The organism is Sphingopyxis sp. PAMC25046 (assembly GCF_004795895.1).
Taxonomy (GTDB): Bacteria; Pseudomonadota; Alphaproteobacteria; order Sphingomonadales; family Sphingomonadaceae; genus Sphingopyxis.
On record NZ_CP039250.1, the window covers coordinates 4,243,355 to 4,260,340 of the forward strand.

Consider the following 16,986-nt stretch of genomic DNA (forward strand, 5'->3'; position numbering starts at 1 on the left):
CCCCCCCGTCAGAACTCCGCCGTGACCGAGGTCTTGAAGGTGCGCGGCAGACCCTGAACAAGATAACCGCCGAGCGACGACGACCAGTATCGCTTGTTGGCGACGTTATCGACGTTGAAACGGAAGGTGATCGGCGTGTCGCCCGCCGCGACGACATAGCGCGCGCCGAGATCGACGCGCGTCCATTCGGGCAGCTCGAGCGTGTTGGCCAGATCCACCGCTTGCCTGCCGGTCTGGATGACGCGACCGGTCAGCGTGAGACCGCCATAGACATCCCACTCGACATTGGCGTTGGCGGTATATTCGGGCACCCCGATCGCATCGAGCCCGTCGGTAGCCCCGCCGGCGGTACGGCGCTGCTTCGCATCGGTGACCGAGACGCCCGCGATGATGCGCAGGCCGTCGACGGGCTCGCCATCGACGCTGAGTTCGATGCCCTTGTTGCGCTGCTGACCGTTGAGCGTGAAGACCGTGCCGTCCGGAGTCACTTCGTTCAGCGTCTGCGGGCGATCGGTCTGGAACGCCGCGAGCGAGGCGTTGAAGCGGCCGAGCGCGAGTTTGCCGCCGATCTCATACTGCACCGCCTGATAGGGCGGGAACACCTGACCGACGTTGATCGTGCCGGCGCCGGCGACCGGCCCCTGGATCAGCGCTTCGATGCGATTGGCGTAGAGCGAGATTTTCTCGCTGGGACGAATGACGACGCCGACCACGGGGGTGGTCGTCCCCCGGTTGTATTCGGTGTTCTGCGCGCCCGTGGTGATATTATAGGTGCGAAAATGGATGTTCTGATGCCGCAGGCCGAGCGTCAGCTGAACCATGTCGTCGGCAAAGCCGAGCGTGTCGGATACGAAGATGCTGTCGAGGCGCGTGCGGTTCGCGGGGAGAGGGTCAGCGAGGTCGCCTGAAACAAAGGCGTCGAACGTCGGCAGCGCGACGGTGCGCGGCGTATAGAGGTTGTTGAGGTTGGTGCCGCCCACCGCATCGTCGTCGAACCGCCCGAATTCAAAGGCGTTCCGGTTGACGTAGCGGCTGTGCGAATAGCCGAGGTTGAGCCGATGGGTGATGCCCAGGCTTTCGCCGCTGAACCGCAGCCCCGCCTGAGCGGCTTCGTTATTGTCGTTGCGCGGGATGTTCGAGCCGGTCACGAACGCATCGCCGGTGGTCGAGTCGAGAAGCTGGAAGCCTTGATAAATACCGCGCTCGGCGGTGTCGCGTGCGCCCGCCGACGCATAGAGCATCAGATTCTCGGTCACGTCATATTCGAGCTTGAAGATGCCGAAGATGTCGCGGATCGTCTGATTATACCATGGCTGGCCATAGTTGAGGTCCGCGCTCGGCGGGCGCGGCACTGCGGTGACCGTGCCATATTTGTTATTGAGCTGAACCATCGGTCGCATGTGCCGCGCCTTGACGTTCTGATAGGCGAGATCGAGGCTGAGGCGCAGATTGTCGGTGCGCCAGTCGAAGCTGCCGCCGACCACGGCCGAACGGCGGAACTCGTCGTCGATCGCGATGTCGCCCGACCGAAATGCTCCGTTGATGCGTGCGCCGAACGCGCCGTCGGTCCCGAAGCGGCGGCCGAAATCGACCGCCCCGCCGAAATGCGCGTCGGAGAGATAGTTGAGCGTGACGCGACTGGTGTCCCGGTCCTTCGCGCGCTTGGGCGTCAGGTTGACGGTGCCGCCCAGCGCGGAACCGCCGGGCGCGGCGCCGAACAGGAAGGCGCTGGCGCCGTTCAGGATCTGAACATTGTCATAGAGTTCGGGCGAAACGAGCTGGCGCGGGGTGACGCCGAACAGGCCGTCGATCGCGATATCTTCGCCGAAGAGGTTGAAGCCGCGAACCACGAATTGCTCGGACATGTTGCCGAAGCCGAGCGTGGTGCGGACCGACGGGTCATTTTCAAGCACCGCGCCGAGCGTCAGCGGCTGTTGATTGAGGATCAACGCCTCGTTGTAGCTCTTGACCGCGAACGGCGTATTCATCGCGTCCTGCTCGCCAAGGGCACCGAGCGAGCCGCCGCGTATGATCTGGGTTTCGTTACTCCGCTGCGCGGTGACGACGATATCTTCGCCGGCGCTGGTCTCCTGCGCCATGACGGGCGCGGCGAGGATGAGCGCGGCGGTCGCGGCGGAGAGGCCGAGCGCGGTGTGGAAGGTCGAACTGGTCACTAATTTTCCCCTACGAACGCGGCCCTACCCCGCGCGAAATGTTCAGATTCGGCGCGCGCGCATCGCCCAGCCGACGGCCAAAACCGGTATGGCGAGCAACGCCCACGAGATCGCGTCGCGCCAGCCGTCGCCGGTCAGCGCGACGACGAGGCCGATGAGGCTGGCGATCGCGAGCAGCAGCGGGACGGCGAAGATCGTGCGGAGGCCGTTTCGCTTCTTCATTCGGCGGGCACCAAAGTGCCGCCGCTCTCGACCTCGCGCACCAGCGCGTCGGTGCCGAAGCGGCGCTTGCCGAGCCAGAGATAGAGGCCCGAGCCGAGGACGATCATCGTGAACAGGGTGAGGATCGCCCAAAGGATTTTGAGCGGCAGCGCACCATAATCGCCGAAGTGCAGCGGCTGCGACAGCGCGAGCGCCTTGGCATACCAAGGCATCCCGCGCGCGTCGGTGAATTCGCCCGTTTCGGCATCGATCAGCGCCGCGGTGAGCAGCCCTTCGGTGAGCGGCGTGTCGCCCTGAAAGAAGACGGCATAGTGATGCTTGCTGCTGAAAGCTCCGCCCGGGAAGGCGATGAACTGCGGATTGTTGCCGGGAATCTCCTTGCGCGCCGCCGCCATCGCCTTGTCGATCGAACCGTAAAGCTCGGGCGGCACCGCGCCCTTGCCGTCATAGGCCTTCGTCATTTCGGCGAGATCGGTCCGCTGCCAATATTCGAAGATCGGGGTCGCGAGCGCATTGATCACGCCGGTCAAGCCGACCACCGTCATCCACGCGAGCGCGACGATGCCGAGCAGGTTGTGATAGTCGAGCCATTTGACGCGGCGGCTGCGCGAGGTGCGCAAGGTGCCGAAGTCGAGCTTTTTCATGAAGGGGGCGTAGAGCACGACGCCCGAGACGATCGCGATCACGAAGAAAAGCCCCATCAGCCCGAGGAAAAGCATGCCGGGGAGGCCGAGGAACATGTCGGTGTGGAGCTGGAGCAGGAAGTGCATCACGCCGCTTTCGTCGACGGTCGAGGTCGCTGCGCCGGTCGACCGGTCGAGGATCTGGATCGTCATGTCGGCGGCGGGCGAGTCCGCGCGCGGCGCGGTAGTAACCGTCATCGACGGCTGCGCATTGTCGAACGCCATGAAGACGGGGACTTCATCCGGCCGCGCCGCGAGCGCCTTCGCCAGCATTTCGTCGAGGGGTTTGAGGCCGGGCGCTTCGCCCGACGAACCCACGCCGGGCAGGCCATAATGCGGCGTTTCCTCGGTCAGCGTGTCGATTTCGTCGTGAAAGATCAGCGGCAGGCCGGTGACGCACAGCATCAACAGAAAGGCGGTGCAGACGATGCTCGTCCATTTATGGATCAGGAACCAGGTCCGGATGGTGGCACGTTGCATGAGAGAGGCTGCCGCTATTGCGAGGAATAATCAATAGCGCCCTATGGCGTCCGTCGATGATTGACAACCGTGTTTGCGTTACGCGGCGCATCGTTCGGGCCAGCTATCCCATAATTCGGGCCATATGGGATCGAGTCCGCGCGATGGCCGGGAACCGGATGGCGCGTCGCGGGAAGCCGCGCGGCGATTATGAAAATTCAATTCACTTTCCTTTCATCCCGGATTGCCTATGATGACGGTCGAGGGACCGCTCGCATCGATGGAGCAATGATGCCCTTGAGCCGCGAGATGCAGCGACTGCGCGCCGAACATGCGGCGCTCGTCACCTTGTCGCGGATCATCCTCGGCATGACCGCCTCGCCCTCCGACCCCGATCCCGACGCTCTGGCCAGCGCGCGCGGCCAGTTGCGCGAAGCGCTGGTCCGGCACCTGAAGTGCGAAGACTGGATCCTGTACCCACGGCTGATGGCGACAGGCGATGCCGAACTGATGCGGATCACGCGCGAATTCGAAATCGAAATGGGCAGCCTAGCGGCGGATTTCGTCGCCTATGACGAGAAATGGACCCGCGACCGTGTTGCGGCCGACTGGGCGGGTTTCCGGCGTGAGACGAAGATCGTCTTCGACCTGCTCGCGATGCGCGTCGAGCGCGAGGAACGCGAACTCTATCCGCTCGCCGACACGCTGTACGCGACCGCAGCGCCGCTCCTGCCGGTCATGGACGGATCGACAATTTCCAGCTGAGCGCGACGCGCCAGTCCTGATCATAGCCGCGCACCGGCTGGTCCCAAGCATCAGCGACTTCCAGGCCGATGGTGGCATTCTCGGCATAGGAAAACCGCACGCCGCCGCCCCAGCTTCCGAGGGTGAAACCGGTGCGCGGAATCGCGGGGCGTTCGAGCAGGGTCACGTCGGCATAATCGACGAAGCCATAGAATTCGCTCTTCGCAAAACTGCCGCTGCGCAGCGGCCGCAGCGCGAGTTCGCCGAATGCCGCATAGCCGCGATCGCCATTGACGAGCCCGTCGTCGAACGCGCGGCCGAAGGTCGCGCCGCCGACGCTGAAGCGCTGCGCTGCGGGCAGGCGGTCGCGCGTCCAGCGGCCCGTCGCGGCGGTGCGGACGACGAAGGCCTTGCCGATCGCCTGGTTCGCCTCGACGCTGGCGTCGGCATAAGCAAAGTTGACTTCGCCGACCCCGGGGTCGACGCGTGCTCCGGCGAAATCGAGCCCCTTGGCGCCGCCGACGCGTGCGCCCAGGACGGTGCGGTCTTCGCTCAAACGAAAGGCGAGGCTGCCGCTGGCGGTCCACGTCTTTTCGGCGGCGATCGTCGAGCCGAAGAGCGCGTTCTTCGAATCGAGGTAATCGATCCGCGCCGATGCGATCAGGCCCCGCCGCGTCGCGCGGATCAGCGGATGGGTGATCGCGAAGCCCGCGCTCCACGCCTCGCCGTCGATCGCGATGCCCTTCGGCCGCGTGCGCAGCGCCGCGCCCGACAGTTCGGCGCGCGTGCCACCTGCGCCGAGCGGGGTCGAATGGCTCGCCGCAAGGTAGAGCAAAGATTTGAGGTTAAGCGCGGCGGCGCCGGTCAGCCGCGTCTCGTCGCCGCTGCGCAGCAGGCTGGAGCCGCGCGCGTTCGCCTCGACGATGCCGTCATTGACGAAGCGGCTGGTGCGCGTCGTGAAGCCGAGCCCGAGCGTCGGCTTCTTTGCATCGAGCGCGAGGTCGAGCGCGACCGCGCCCTGCTCGCTGCCGAGCGCGAGCGTCGGCGTCACGGTCACACCCGGAATGTCGGCGATATTGCCCAGCGCGCGTTCGAAGCGCGATCGCGGCAGCGGGCGCTGGCCGACAAGGCCCGAGGCCATCTTCGCGACGAGCGGCGCCGGGCCGCTCTCGCGCTCGCCGCTCAGCGTCACCGATCCGACATAGCCTTCCGCCGACGCGACGGTGACGACGCCCTCCGACAGATCCTGTTCGGGAATGACGAGCGTGAAAAGCGCGACGCTCGACCGATTATAGGCGCGCGTCATCGCGGCGGCGAGCTTCGCGAGATTTTCGGACGACGCGGGCCTGCCGACAAAACGTTGCGCCGCGCGCCCAACATTGGCGGGCACGCCCGCGCCGACGAAACGGATTTCTCGGATGGTGACGTCGGGCCGCGCGCCCAGTTCGACCTTGCCGAGCGAGAGCGGCTTCGTTTCCGGGTCGGGCAACGGGTCGCGGGTGCGGTCGGGGGCAAGGGGCGGGCGGCCGTCGAGCGGCGTCGCCGCCGGTTGGGCCGCGAGCACCGCGGCGGGGAGGAGCGAGGCTCCCGCCGCCGCCACGGCACAGGCGAAGCGCAGTCGGCGCATCGGGTGCAGCTTCAGTCGCCGCGCTTCTGTTTCAGGCCGCCGAGGACGCCCCCGACGGTATCGGTGACCCCGGTGACGAGGCCGGTTACGGCATTGCCGTCCCCGCTCGGCCCTCCGGTCGCGCCGCCGGTGACGCCGTTGGTCACCTGCGACAAGGCGCCGGTCGCCGTCGTGACGACATTGCCGACGAGCGCAACGGGCGTGCCCGCGGCGCCTCCGGGCGTACCACCGGTTAGCCCGCCGGTCGCCCCGCCGAGCAGATTGCCGCCGGTGCCGGGCTGGAGCGTGACGAGCTGGCCGCCCGAACCGACGCCGACGGTGAGCAGGCTGCCGTTCTGCTGTCCGGGCGACAGGATGCTCGCGCCGATCAGCGGCGACGCACCGGGGCTGCCGAGCGCGGTCGCCTTGCCGATCGTCGCGGTGACCAGCTGACCCGGCGCGGCGGTCAGGCCGTCGACCAGATATTGCTGACCGTTGCCCGTCTGGACGAGCGCGACGCCGGTGCTTTTGACCACCCCGACGACGGTACCGACCAGATTGGTATTGCCCGGCAGTTTGCTGTCGACCGCATCGGCGAGCAGCAGGCCCTTGTCAGCAATGACATTGACCAGACCGCCCGATTTGACGAGCACGCCGCCGATGACCGGGTTGACGTTGGCGGGATCTCCGGTGTTCGCGAGCAGGCCGGTGCCCGCGATCCCGCCGGGCCCGACGAGGCCGCCAACCGCGAGCGCGCCCGCATCGCCGAGGCCGAGACCGCTTCCTGCAGGGCCGGCCGGACCTGCGGGGCCCGTCGCGCCAGTGGGGCCGGCCGGACCCGCCGGTCCAGTTGCTCCGGTGGCGCCGGTCGCGCCGACGCTGCCGACACGATAGCTCCCCGACGATTCGCACGCCGCCAGCGCGAGGCACGCCGGGATCAGAATGAGATGGGCTGGGCGGAATTCAAGACAGGACAAAGACATGAGGCATCCCCTTGGTACATTATCTGGTCCCTGATCCTGAGATTCTTGAAATGTCGACAAAGTTCCTTCTATTGTTCAGATTCATTCGAACAAAGTTACTCTTTAACTATTATGTGAGGTTTTTTGCGGGGAACCTCTCTGAAGTTAACTAATTTATTTCGTCCAAGTAACGGGGCAAAATTATATGATATTTGCACATCTGTTTCGATAGGGGACAAATTTTTCTTAAATTGATTTGAATTATAAAGGTTCCCTGCTTCGCTGGCCGCTTCCGGGCGAAGCGATGCCGCAACGATGTTTTGCGAAGAGCGCGCAGGCGCGCCGCGGCGGTTCACCTCTCCATTGACGATGCGGCCGCGGTCCAGCTAGGGCCGCGCCATCATTTTTTGGGAAACAGTCAAATGACCGATACGCCACCCGACCGCCTGTCGACCAACCCCCGCTCGCCCCATTTCGACATGGAGGTGCTGCAGCGCGGTATCGGCATCCGCTTCAAGGGCGCGGAGCGCACCGACGTCGAAGAATATTCGATCTCCGAGGGCTGGATCCGCGTCGCCGCGGGCAAGTCGAAGGATCGGTTCGGCCAGCCGATGACGATCAAGCTGTCGGGCCCGGTCGAAGCCTGGTTCGAGGACGGCGCCGGCGAAGGCGACGCGCCCGCCGCCGACTGACGGCGGCCGCTCCAGAAGCGCCGCGCGGAGCATCGAGCCCCTTCAATCGGCATCATTCAAAAACCGTTCGTACCGAGCTTGTCGAAGCACCGTCCCTCTTTCGTCTCAAAGAAAGAACGGCCCCCTTCGACTGCCTGCCAAGGCAGGCGCTCCGGGCGAGCAGATTGGGAGCTGCCGATTTAACTCCTGCCCCAAAGGAGAAACCACCCGGAGCGGCGGGCCGCCCCGAGTGGCTTCATCGCTCGCCGAGCCCGAGGGTGGGGGGGGGAGGCTCAGTTACCGAGCGAGGCGGCAACGACTTCGAGGCCGTTGCCGGGTTTCCATTCATTTTGCGTCCAGACGGGCGCCTTGAAGCTGGGCGCCTCTTCGGGGGCGCCGTCGGCGTAGATGAAGCCCTGCACCGGGTTGGCGCGAAGGCCGAGATCGCCGATCGGGGCGTACCAGACGCGGACCATGCTCCAGTCGCCGGCGTCGCTGACGTCGACGACGCGAACATCGCGTTCGATCTGGCCGCGGCGGCCGTTGATCGGCGACCAGTTGGCATGGTCGATCAGGATTTCGCGGTCGCTGACGATCTTCTTGACCACAGCGACATGCCCCATCGGCATGCCGCGCGTTCCGGCGAAGGCCATGACAGCGCCCTTGCGGGGCTCTTCACCGCGCGCATAGGTGCCGGCGGCCTGCGACCACCAGGTCTTGGCATTGCCGCGGATTTCGACGCCCGATTCGGCGCGGGCGAAGGGGACGCATTGCAGATAGGCCTTCGCCGCGGCGGGAACGCTCGCGAACAGGCCGGTGACGGTCATCACGGACGCGATGGCGGCTGCCAGGTAACGACGATAGAGCATGGAATGCGACCCCCCGATGCTTGTCTTCAAGCGTTGGAGCGTCTTTGCCACGCCGCGCAGCATCCACCACCCGCCTAGCGACGAATCGCGCCGGGGATGCGGCAGGCCGGGGAACCTTTTGTTAAGGTGTTCAATTCGTCGTGCAGGCCGTTCGGCTGACCGCTGTCATGCCGCGGCGGTCGCCACATCGTCGGGACGGCGGAACAGGGTCAGCACGTCGGCGGCGGGCATCGGGCGCCCGTAATAATAACCCTGGATGTTGCTGCAGCCGAAACTGCGCAGCGTTTCGACCTCAAGCTCGGTTTCGGCGCCCTCGGCGGTGGTCGACATGCCGAGGCTGTCGGCAAGCGCGACGACGGCGCGGATGATCGCGATCGATTCGATGCTGCCCTTCGCCGCGCCGACGACGAAGCTGCGGTCGACCTTGATCGTCGAGAATTGCGTTTTGCGGAGGTAGCCGAGCGACGAATATCCAGTGCCGAAGTCGTCGAGCGACAGGCGAATCCCGAGCGCGATCAGCTGGTCGAGCAATTGCGCCGCGCCGCCGCCGTCGCGCAGGAAGACACTTTCGGTGACTTCGATCTCGAGCCTTTGCGGCGGAAGCCCGCTCTGCGCAAGCGCGGAGACGACGACCGAGGCGAAGCTGGGGTCGGTAAGCTGGTCGGCCGAGACGTTGATCGCGACCTTCAGGTTCGACGGCCACTTCATCGCTTCGTGGCACGCGGTGCGCAGCACCCATTCGCCGATCGGCGAAATCAGGCGCGCATCCTCGGCGAGCGGGATGAAGCGGCCCGGCGACACGTTGCCGAGCTTCTTGTTGTTCCAGCGGATCAGCGCTTCGAAGCCGTTCAACGTGCCGTCGGCGGCGGTCACCACCGGCTGGTAATAAAGTTCGAACTCGCCGCGTTCGAGCGCGCCGCGCAGTTCCTGCTCCATCACGCGCCGCTCCTCGGCTTGTGCGTGCAGGGAGGCGACATAGGCGGCGACGACATTGCCGCCCTTGTCCTTCGACTTGTAGAGCGCAAGGTCGGCGTTGCGCGTCAGCGTTTCGACGGTTGCGCCGTCGGTCGGGCCGATCGCGAAGCCGACGCTGGCGCCGACGAACAGCTGATGATTGTCGACGACATAGGGACGGCTGATCGCGGTGATGATTCGCTGCGCGAGATCCTCCGCGGCGTCGGCCGAGGGAACATTGTGGAGCACGACGGCGAATTCGTCGCCGCCGAGCCGGCCGCACGTCATCCCGCGTTCCATCAGCCCCTTGAGCCGTGCCGCGACCTGCGCGAGCAATTTGTCGCCAACGGGATGCCCCAGCGTATCGTTGACCGCCTTGAAGCGGTCGAGGTCGATCATCAGCAAGGCACAGCGCGACTTGGCTTCGACCGCATGGGTCAGCGCGCGGGCGAGATCTTCGTTGAGGCTGAGGCGATTGGGCAGGCCGGTGAGATTATCGAAGCGCGCCATCTTGGCGATCTGTTCGGCGGTCGCGCGCTTTTCGGTGACGTCCGAACCGACGCCGCGAAAGCCCAAAAACTTGCCCGCTTCGTCGAGGCGCGGCGAAGCGGAGAGTTCCCACCAGCGCGGCGCGCCGCCGATCGTCACCGGAACGATCAGGTTCGAGAAGCTCTCGCGCCGCTTCATCCGTTCGGCCATGTCGTGCAGGCTCTTGGGGAACAGGCCGGTTTCCCACGCATCGCCCGAAAGCGCCTGGAGGAGCGGCACGCCCTCGAGCCCATCGGCGGTGCCGCCGAGCGCATAGGCGAGGCGCGGCGAGACATGGATCAGGCGGCGGCTGTTGTCGGTCTGCCACAGCCAGTCGGCCGAGGTTTCCTCGAACTCGCGGAGCAAGAGGCTGACCGTCTCGGTCTTTTCGCGCAGCGTTTCTTCGGCGCGGCGGAAGCGGACGTGGCCCCGCGCGAAGCGCACGCAGAAAGCGCAGAGCAGGAAGCCTGCGACGAGCGCCACGCCCGCGAGCTGGGGCGCGCCAGCGCGGGTCAACGCCGCAGCCGCCGACAGCGAGACGGGGGCGATGAACAGCGCGCAGGCAAGCGGAACGCTGTGCGCGACGATCGACAGGGTGACCATCATCAGGACCGCGATCGTCCACATCGACAGGACGTGATCGAGCGTCGGAGCCAGCCCCTGCAACCAGAAGGGCGCGCTCCAGAGCAGCGCCGAACAGAGCGCGTGGCGATTGCACAGCCGATATTCGACGATTCCCGACGATTTGGGGTCGCCGAGCGGCAAACCGTTGAACCTGCTGTACGACCAGAGTGCGAAGACGAGAGCCCAGACCAGCCAGGCGCCCGCGACGGGCAGCTGCACGCTGTGAACCATCGTGAAGGCGGCGACGAACGCCATGCCGATGCCCATCAACAGGCGCAGCGAACCGCGGCCGCGAAGCGGCGCGAGCTGGAGCTGGCGGAGGTTGCCGATGTCCTGATTTCGCGGCCCCAGCCCCAACAGGGTCCGCACGGGTATCTCTTCGGCAGCAATCGGGTCGGTCAGCAGGCTTTTCACGCCTGCCGGTTTAGCGCGCGGGAGTTACCCGAAGGTAACCATCGCGCTGTTCGGCGACGAATTTCTGTACCGGGCGGGGACAGGGTGATGAGTTGCCGTTTCCCACTTTTCGTCACCCCGGACTTGATCCGGGGTGGCGATGAAAGAGAATGGCCGCAATCGACCGGAAGCGAACGCGTCCGCTTATGCCGCCATCGCGAAGGGCTGGATTTCGCCGGCGAGATATTGCGCGCGCGCCTTCGACCGGCTCAATTTGCCCGAGCTGGTGCGCGGCAGGGTGCGCGGCGGGATCAGCTCAATCAGGCAGTTCATGCCGGTGATCGCGCGGACGCGATCGCGGATCGTCTCGCGCAGCGCGAGGCGTTCGGCTTCGTCGCTGGTGCGGCACTGGACGAGCACCGCAGGGGTTTCCTCGCCGCCCGGCGTGGTGATCGCGAACGCTGCGATGTCGCCCGACTTGAATCCCGGCAATTGTTCGACCGCCCATTCGATGTCCTGCGGCCAGTGATTCTTGCCGTTGATGATGATCATGTCCTTGGCACGGCCGACGATATAGATGTAACCGTCTGACATATAACCCATATCGCCTGTGTCGAGCCAGCCGTCCGCCATGCAGGCGGCGGTCGATTCGGGGTCGCGGTAATAGCCGGTCATCAGCGACGGGCCGGTGCACCACACTTTGCCGACGGTCTGGTCGGGCAGCGGATTGCCCGCTTCGTCGCGGACCTCGATCACCATGTCCTTGACCGCCTTGCCGCAGTTGACGATCGCGCGGTAGCGCGTCGGACGTCCGGCGTCGTTCGCAGCGCCCGACAATTCGGTTTCCTCGACCAGTTCGACGACGATGCCCTCGCCCGGCGGCATGATGCTGACCGCGAGCGTCGCTTCGGCGAGGCCATAGCTCGGCAGGAAGGCGCTCGCCTTGAAGCCCGCGTCGGCAAAGGCGTCGACGAAGCTCTGCATCACGTCGGGGCGGATCATGTCGGCGCCATTGCCCGCAACGCGCCAGCGCGACAGGTCGAAACGGTCGGCGACATGGCTCTGGCTTGAGATGCGGCGCGCGCAAATGTCATAGCCGAAGGTCGGCGAATAGCTGAGCGTCGTGCCCTGGTTGCGGCTGATCAGGTCGAGCCAGGCGAGCGGGCGGCGGGCGAAATCCTCGGTCTTCAGATAATCGACCGATACCTGATTGGCGACGGGCGAGAGCAGGCAGCCGACGAGGCCCATGTCGTGATACCAGGGCAGCCACGAGATACAGCGGTCGCTGTCCTGCAACTCCATGCCGTGCGAATGCGCCGACAGATTGTTGAGCAGCGCGCCGTGCGTCACGGCGACGCCATGCGGGAAGCGCGTCGAGCCGCTGCTATACTGGAGATAGCAGGTCTCGTCGGTCTTTTGTTCGGGCAGGTCGACGACGGGGGCGGCGCGTTTTTCGAACTCGCTCCAGTCGATCGGCTGCACCCTCCGCTGCTCGGCCGCCTCGACCGCCATCGCGGCGATTTCGGGCGGGAAGAAGAGCATCGTCGGGTCGCAGCTGGTGAGCTGGACGACGAGCTGGCCGACATAGGAATCACGCCCGCCGAAGCTCGTCGGCAGCGGTAGCGGAACCGGCCAGGCGCCGGCATAGATGGTGCCGAAGAAGAGCGCGGCGAATTCGGCGCCGGTTTCGGCGATCAGCGCGATGCGGTCGTTCGGCTTCACCCCGGCGGCGATCAGGCGATATGCGGTGGCCAGCGCGTCGGCCTTGAGCTCGCTATAGGGATAGGGGCGCACGAGCTTCCCGCGCGGATCGTGGAAATTGAGCCCGCGCGAACCCGCGGCGGCATAGTCGAGCGCATCGCCCACGGTGGCAAAGTCGGAAAAACGGCGCGGCTGCGCACATTCGGTCGGCGTCGGCACGAGCGCATCGGCCGAAATCATATCGGTATCGGTCATAGGGGCTGCGACATCCCGCGATACGGGCCGCGCGGCAACAAGCATGTCATCTTTCTGTGCCATGTTTCGGTGCGCGAACCCTGTGTTGTTTGAACAAATCGCCCATTTCCGGGCTTTAGCACCCGATATGGCGGTGTTGATCGTTCTCAATCGGGCCCGACTGTGGCACAAACATGGCATATGGCCAATCGCCGCGCTCCATCCGACCGTTCCAGAAGGCCCTTGAGCGCGGCAAAGCTCGACGAACTGGCGCTCGCCTATGTCGCGCGATTCGCGACGAGTCGCGCCAAGCTGACGAGCTATCTGTCCAGAAAAGTCCGCGAATCCGAATGGATAGACGATAGTGACGCCATGGCGGCGTGTGAAGCGATCGCCGACCGGATGGAGCGTCTGCGTTATCTCGACGACCGCCAATATGCCGCGATGCGCGCGGGGGCGATGACGCGGCGCGGGCTGGGTGTGCGGCGCGTCAAGGCGCAGCTTTACGTCGATGGCATCGCCGAGAACGATAGCGGCGATGCCATCGCGGCGGCGGAGAATGCCGCGGTCGCGGCGGCGGTCGGTTTCGCGCGGCGGCGGCGGTTCGGCCCCTTTGCGACGCGCAACAGCGACGATCCCAAGCAACGCGAGCGGCAAATCGCCGCTTTTTTGCGCGCCGGGCACAGCATGACGATCGCGCGCCGTATCCTCGCCGTCCCGCCGGGGGACGAAGCGGGGCTGGCGGCGCTGGACGACGAAGCGGGGCTCGATTAGGCCGGGACACCCCCGATGGAGGAACTGCCGATGCGTGCCATATTGACCGCCCTCGCCCTGTCGTTCGCGCTGCCGATGGCGGCGTGCAGCCGCGATGCGAGCGAGGCGGAGAGCGCCGCGACGATCCCGGTGACGATCGCGATGGCGGGCCAGGCGCACCGGTTCGACGTCGAGGTCGCGCGCACCGACGCCGAACAGGACCGCGGGCTGATGTTCCGGACCAGCCTGCCCGAAAACGGCGGCATGCTCTTTCCGTTCGCAAAACCGCGAATCGGCAGCTTCTGGATGAAGAACACGCTGATCCCGCTCGACATGATCTTCGTCCGCGCCGACGGCAGCATCGACCGGATCGCCGAAAACACCATCCCCGAATCGCTCGAACCCGTGGTCAGCGGCGGCGAGGTTTCGGCGGTGCTCGAACTCGCGGGCGGCACCGCGGCCCGGCTTGGCATCGACGAAACGGCGAAGGTGACTTGGAAGGAATGACGGCCAGTTCCGCATCGTCGCCCCCGCGCAGGCGGGGGCCTCCGTCGTCCTGACCCTGCGCCGCTGCGTAAACCTCCTGCGGCCCCCGCCTGCACGGGGGCGACGAGTATGAGTAATGGCTTGCGAAGCATCGCTCCTTGCCTGTAAACGCCGCAGCCATGAGCATTTTGGGCAAGATTTTCACCTGGTGGGACGGCGCGACCGTCGGCACGCTGCTGAACAGCTGGAGCACCGGCGAGAAGGTTGGCGAGGACAGCCTCGGCAACCGCTATTTCCGCGCCAAGAAGGGCGGCCGCCGCTGGGTGATCTATAAGGGATCGAACGATGCGAGCCGCGTGCCGCCCGAATGGCATGGCTGGCTGCACGGCACCTTCGACGAACTGCCGACCGACGCCCTGCCCGCGCCGCGCGCGTGGGAAAAGGAGCCGAGCGCGAACCTGACCGGCAGCACCGGCGCCTATCGCCCCGCGGGCGCGCTCGAACGCGGCGGGCGCCGCGCCGCCGCGACCGGCGATTACGAGGCCTGGCGGCCCGGCGCCGACTGAGCTTCAGTGCGGCCGCACCCTCCCCGTATCGCGCTCCTGACGCTTGTCGCGGTGACCGCGCTGACCGCATGCGACCGGACGCCGTCGAAGACGGGCGGCAGCGCAACGGTTTCGACCGCCGCAAAATCCGAACGCGTGCAGCAGGAAGTCGGCGGCATCGAAGGCGCGACCCCGATGGCCGAGCGCGTCGCCGTGGTCGGCCTGCTCAACAAGCGCAACGGGCTGGTCCGCGAACTCGAGATGAAGCCTGGCGAATCGGTGCGCGTCGGCCGCGCGATCGTGCGGATGCGCGCGTGCGAAATGACCGCGCCGTGGGAAGACCCGCCCGAAACGGGGGCTTTCGTCCAGCTGACCGTGCAGGACCAGCGCGACGACAAATGGCGCCGCGTCTTTTCGGGCTGGATTTTCCGCGAGCGGCCCGACCGCAACGTGATCGAGCACCCGATCTATGACGTCTTCGTCAAAAGCTGCGCGATGACATATCCCGGCGGCGAGCCGGTCGAACGCTCGGCGCCCAAATCGGCGGCCGCGCCCAAGGCGTCGAGCGCGCCCCAGTCGCCCGCGACGAACGGCGGCGAGGGCACGGCGACTCCGGCGGCACCTCCCGCGCCCGCAGCGCCGGCTCCGGTGGCGCCGCCCAAGATCGTGCCGCCGTCGCCCCCCGCCAACACCGAATAGAGCCGCGCGAGATACTCGGCCTGGCGGATCTCGATCGCGCCGAGGCTCGCAAGGTGCGGGGTGAGGAACTGGCAGTCGAGCAATTTCCAGCCGCCGGCGATCAACCGCGCGACGAGATGCGCAAGCGCGACCTTCGACGCGTCGCGCACGCGGCTGACCATCGATTCGCCGAAAAAGGCGCGGCCGAGCGTTACGCCATAAAGCCCGCCGACGAGCTCGCCTTCCAGCCAGCATTCGACGCTGTGTGCATGGCCGAGCTGGAATAGTCGGTCGTAGCTCGCCTTGATCACCGGGTTGATCCATGTCGTCGGCCGATCGTCGGCGGGCTCGGCGCAAAGCGCGACCATATCGGCGAAGACGGCGTCGGTAGTGACGCGAAAGCGGTCGGAAACGATGACTTTTTTCAGGCTATGCGAAAGGTGGAAGCCGTCGAGCGGAAGAATCGCGCGCAGCCGCGGTTCGACCCAATGGACCGACGGGTCGTCCGCCCCGTCGGCCATCGGGAAAATGCCCTGCGCATAGGCGCTCAAAAGCAGCGCAGGGTCGATGGATTCGAAATGCTTCAGGACGCGGGCTTCACGAATTTGAGCGTCATGCGGTCCGATTCGCCGATCGCGACATATTTGGCGCGATCGGTCTCGCCCTCGGTCAGGTTCGGCGGCAACGTCCAGACGCCCTTGGGATAATCTTTGGTATCCTTCGGATTGGCGTTGATCTCGCTCTCGCCGGCGAGCTCGAAGCCCGCGGCCTCGGCAAAGGCGACGATCGAGCTTTTCTTCATATAGCCCGACTTTTCCTCCTTCGCGCTGTCGTCGCTCTCGTTCAGCCGATGCTCGACGACGCCCAGCGTGCCGCCGGGTTTGAGCATCGCGAAAATCTGCTTGAAGGCGTCGGCGGTCTTGTCGGCGCCGCCGAAGCGCCAGTTGTGGACGTTGCGGAAGGTCAGCACGACATCGACGCTGCCGTCGGCAACCTTCGTCCCCGCGCCGGTGGCAGGGAATTCGGCGAGCTTCAGCGCGCCATAGGTTGCGGCATCGGCCGCCTGCTTTTCCTTGATCCGGTTAAGGCCGCGTTCCCACGGCGCCGCGACATAAAGCGTGCCGCCGCCGGCCTTGGTCAACGGCGCAAGGATTTCGGTGTACCAGCCGCCGCCGGGCCACAGCTCGACCACCGTGTCGCCGGGCTTCACGCCGAAAAAGGCCAGGGTTTCGGCGGGGTGGCGATAGGGGTCGCGCGCGACGTTCGCGGCGGTGCGGGTGGGGGCGGCGACCGCGGCGGCGATCGCATCGCCGTTCGCGGGGGTCGCATGACCGGCGTGGCCGTCATGCTGCATCGCGGCAGCGGGGACGGCGATCAGGGCGGCGGCACTTGCAAGCAACGACAGGACACGCATATGGGCACCTCTCTCCAGGGGGATTTCGCCTCCTTGCGGAGACCGGGGAATACCCCTGTTTGCGAAGGGATGCGCGGCAATGCAAGTGTCGATGCTGTCGGTGGCAATTGCGGCCGCTGTGCTGTTCGGCGTTGCCGAGATCGCCAACTGGCGCCGCAACAACCGGCGCGACGTCGAGGAGGTCGGCTTCATGCCGTGGCGCGGGATCGCGCTGGCGGCGGCAGCGGTGGCGCTGTTCGCGACGGCATTCGCTTTGAAGCCGTAACCGTCGCCCCCGCGAAGGCGG

At 66.1% G+C, this 16,986-nt stretch carries 16 protein-coding genes and 1 pseudogene; 7 read left to right on the forward strand and 10 right to left on the reverse strand.

The genetic code is table 11. From position 1 onward, the window contains the following. Window positions 1-8: 8 nt before the first annotated feature. From E5675_RS20070 to E5675_RS20080, 3 genes are read right to left on the reverse strand one after another with little or no spacing between them, the layout of a single operon-like run. A complete protein-coding gene (locus E5675_RS20070) occupies window positions 9-2,174 on the reverse strand; it encodes a TonB-dependent siderophore receptor (protein WP_247594698.1) in 2,166 nt (721 codons plus the stop codon). A 42-nt stretch (window positions 2,175-2,216) separates the two neighbouring features. Beyond that, the gene (locus E5675_RS20075) at window positions 2,217-2,396 is read right to left on the reverse strand and encodes a hypothetical protein (RefSeq protein ID WP_136176057.1); all 180 of its coding nucleotides are present in this window, start codon (window positions 2,394-2,396) and stop codon (window positions 2,217-2,219) included. Continuing rightward, on the reverse strand, window positions 2,393-3,559 hold the full coding sequence (locus tag E5675_RS20080; RefSeq protein WP_136176058.1) for a PepSY domain-containing protein: 1,167 nt from the start codon (window positions 3,557-3,559) through the stop codon (window positions 2,393-2,395). The genes E5675_RS20075 and E5675_RS20080 overlap by 4 nt, the downstream gene beginning before the upstream one ends. 267 nt (window positions 3,560-3,826) lie before the next feature. Here E5675_RS20080 and E5675_RS20085 point away from each other — a divergent pair, with 267 nt between their 5' ends. Next, complete coding sequence (locus tag E5675_RS20085; protein WP_168707943.1) at window positions 3,827-4,303, forward strand: hemerythrin domain-containing protein; 477 nt, start codon at window positions 3,827-3,829, stop codon at window positions 4,301-4,303. Here the strand turns inward: E5675_RS20085 and E5675_RS20090 are convergent. Continuing rightward, window positions 4,275-5,909, reverse strand: coding sequence for a ShlB/FhaC/HecB family hemolysin secretion/activation protein (locus E5675_RS20090; protein WP_136176060.1), 1,635 nt, complete (start codon window positions 5,907-5,909; stop codon window positions 4,275-4,277). The two genes, E5675_RS20085 and E5675_RS20090, sit on opposite strands and share 29 nt — an antisense overlap. An 11-nt stretch (window positions 5,910-5,920) precedes the next feature. Further along, on the reverse strand, window positions 5,921-6,871 hold the full coding sequence (locus tag E5675_RS20095; protein WP_136176061.1) for a hypothetical protein: 951 nt from the start codon (window positions 6,869-6,871) through the stop codon (window positions 5,921-5,923). Between the two features lie 401 nt (window positions 6,872-7,272). Here E5675_RS20095 and E5675_RS20100 point away from each other — a divergent pair, with 401 nt between their 5' ends. After that, on the forward strand, window positions 7,273-7,542 hold the full coding sequence (locus E5675_RS20100; protein ID WP_136176062.1) for a DUF3297 family protein: 270 nt from the start codon (window positions 7,273-7,275) through the stop codon (window positions 7,540-7,542). Window positions 7,543-7,814: 272 nt separating this feature from the next. Here E5675_RS20100 and E5675_RS20105 read toward each other — a convergent pair whose 3' ends face one another. The 3 genes from E5675_RS20105 to E5675_RS20115 all read right to left on the reverse strand — a co-directional run bounded on the left by E5675_RS20105 (window position 7,815) and on the right by E5675_RS20115 (window position 12,845). Next, complete coding sequence (locus E5675_RS20105) at window positions 7,815-8,348, reverse strand: CHAP domain-containing protein (RefSeq protein ID WP_168707944.1); 534 nt, start codon at window positions 8,346-8,348, stop codon at window positions 7,815-7,817. 207 nt (window positions 8,349-8,555) lie between these two features. Then, the gene (locus E5675_RS20110; RefSeq protein ID WP_136176064.1) at window positions 8,556-10,910 is read right to left on the reverse strand and encodes an EAL domain-containing protein; all 2,355 of its coding nucleotides are present in this window, start codon (window positions 10,908-10,910) and stop codon (window positions 8,556-8,558) included. A 183-nt stretch (window positions 10,911-11,093) separates the two neighbouring features. After that, window positions 11,094-12,845 carry a fatty acyl-AMP ligase gene (locus E5675_RS20115; RefSeq protein ID WP_136176065.1) on the reverse strand — a complete coding sequence of 584 codons (1,752 nt, stop codon included), beginning with the start codon at window positions 12,843-12,845 and terminating at the stop codon, window positions 11,094-11,096. 222 nt (window positions 12,846-13,067) lie between these two features. Between E5675_RS20115 and E5675_RS20120 the strand changes: the two genes are divergently transcribed. The 4 genes and pseudogenes from E5675_RS20120 to E5675_RS22000 all read left to right on the forward strand — a co-directional run. Further along, window positions 13,068-13,598 (forward strand): RecX family transcriptional regulator, encoded by a 531-nt coding sequence (locus tag E5675_RS20120; RefSeq protein WP_247594699.1) that lies wholly within the window; start codon window positions 13,068-13,070, stop codon window positions 13,596-13,598. A gap of 30 nt (window positions 13,599-13,628) precedes the next feature. After that, window positions 13,629-14,084, forward strand: coding sequence for a DUF192 domain-containing protein (locus tag E5675_RS20125; protein WP_136176067.1), 456 nt, complete (start codon window positions 13,629-13,631; stop codon window positions 14,082-14,084). A gap of 158 nt (window positions 14,085-14,242) precedes the next feature. Continuing rightward, the gene (locus E5675_RS20130; RefSeq protein WP_037556321.1) at window positions 14,243-14,629 is read left to right on the forward strand and encodes an NADH:ubiquinone oxidoreductase subunit NDUFA12; all 387 of its coding nucleotides are present in this window, start codon (window positions 14,243-14,245) and stop codon (window positions 14,627-14,629) included. Between the two features lie 240 nt (window positions 14,630-14,869). Beyond that, window positions 14,870-15,040 (forward strand): annotated as a pseudogene (locus tag E5675_RS22000) (DUF2155 domain-containing protein); the annotation flags it as partial. A gap of 35 nt (window positions 15,041-15,075) precedes the next feature. Here E5675_RS22000 and aat read toward each other — a convergent pair. Both aat and E5675_RS20145 read right to left on the reverse strand, forming a co-directional pair. Further along, window positions 15,076-15,807, reverse strand: a complete 732-nt coding sequence (gene aat / locus E5675_RS20140) for a leucyl/phenylalanyl-tRNA--protein transferase (protein WP_247594700.1) — start codon at window positions 15,805-15,807, stop codon at window positions 15,076-15,078. A 62-nt stretch (window positions 15,808-15,869) separates the two neighbouring features. Next, the gene (locus E5675_RS20145) at window positions 15,870-16,700 is read right to left on the reverse strand and encodes a methyltransferase domain-containing protein (RefSeq protein ID WP_136176069.1); all 831 of its coding nucleotides are present in this window, start codon (window positions 16,698-16,700) and stop codon (window positions 15,870-15,872) included. A 79-nt stretch (window positions 16,701-16,779) separates the two neighbouring features. On the opposite strand from E5675_RS20145, the gene E5675_RS20150 reads away from it, so the two are divergent. Beyond that, on the forward strand, window positions 16,780-16,965 hold the full coding sequence (locus tag E5675_RS20150; protein WP_136176070.1) for a hypothetical protein: 186 nt from the start codon (window positions 16,780-16,782) through the stop codon (window positions 16,963-16,965). The last annotated feature ends 21 nt before the right edge of the window (window positions 16,966-16,986 follow it).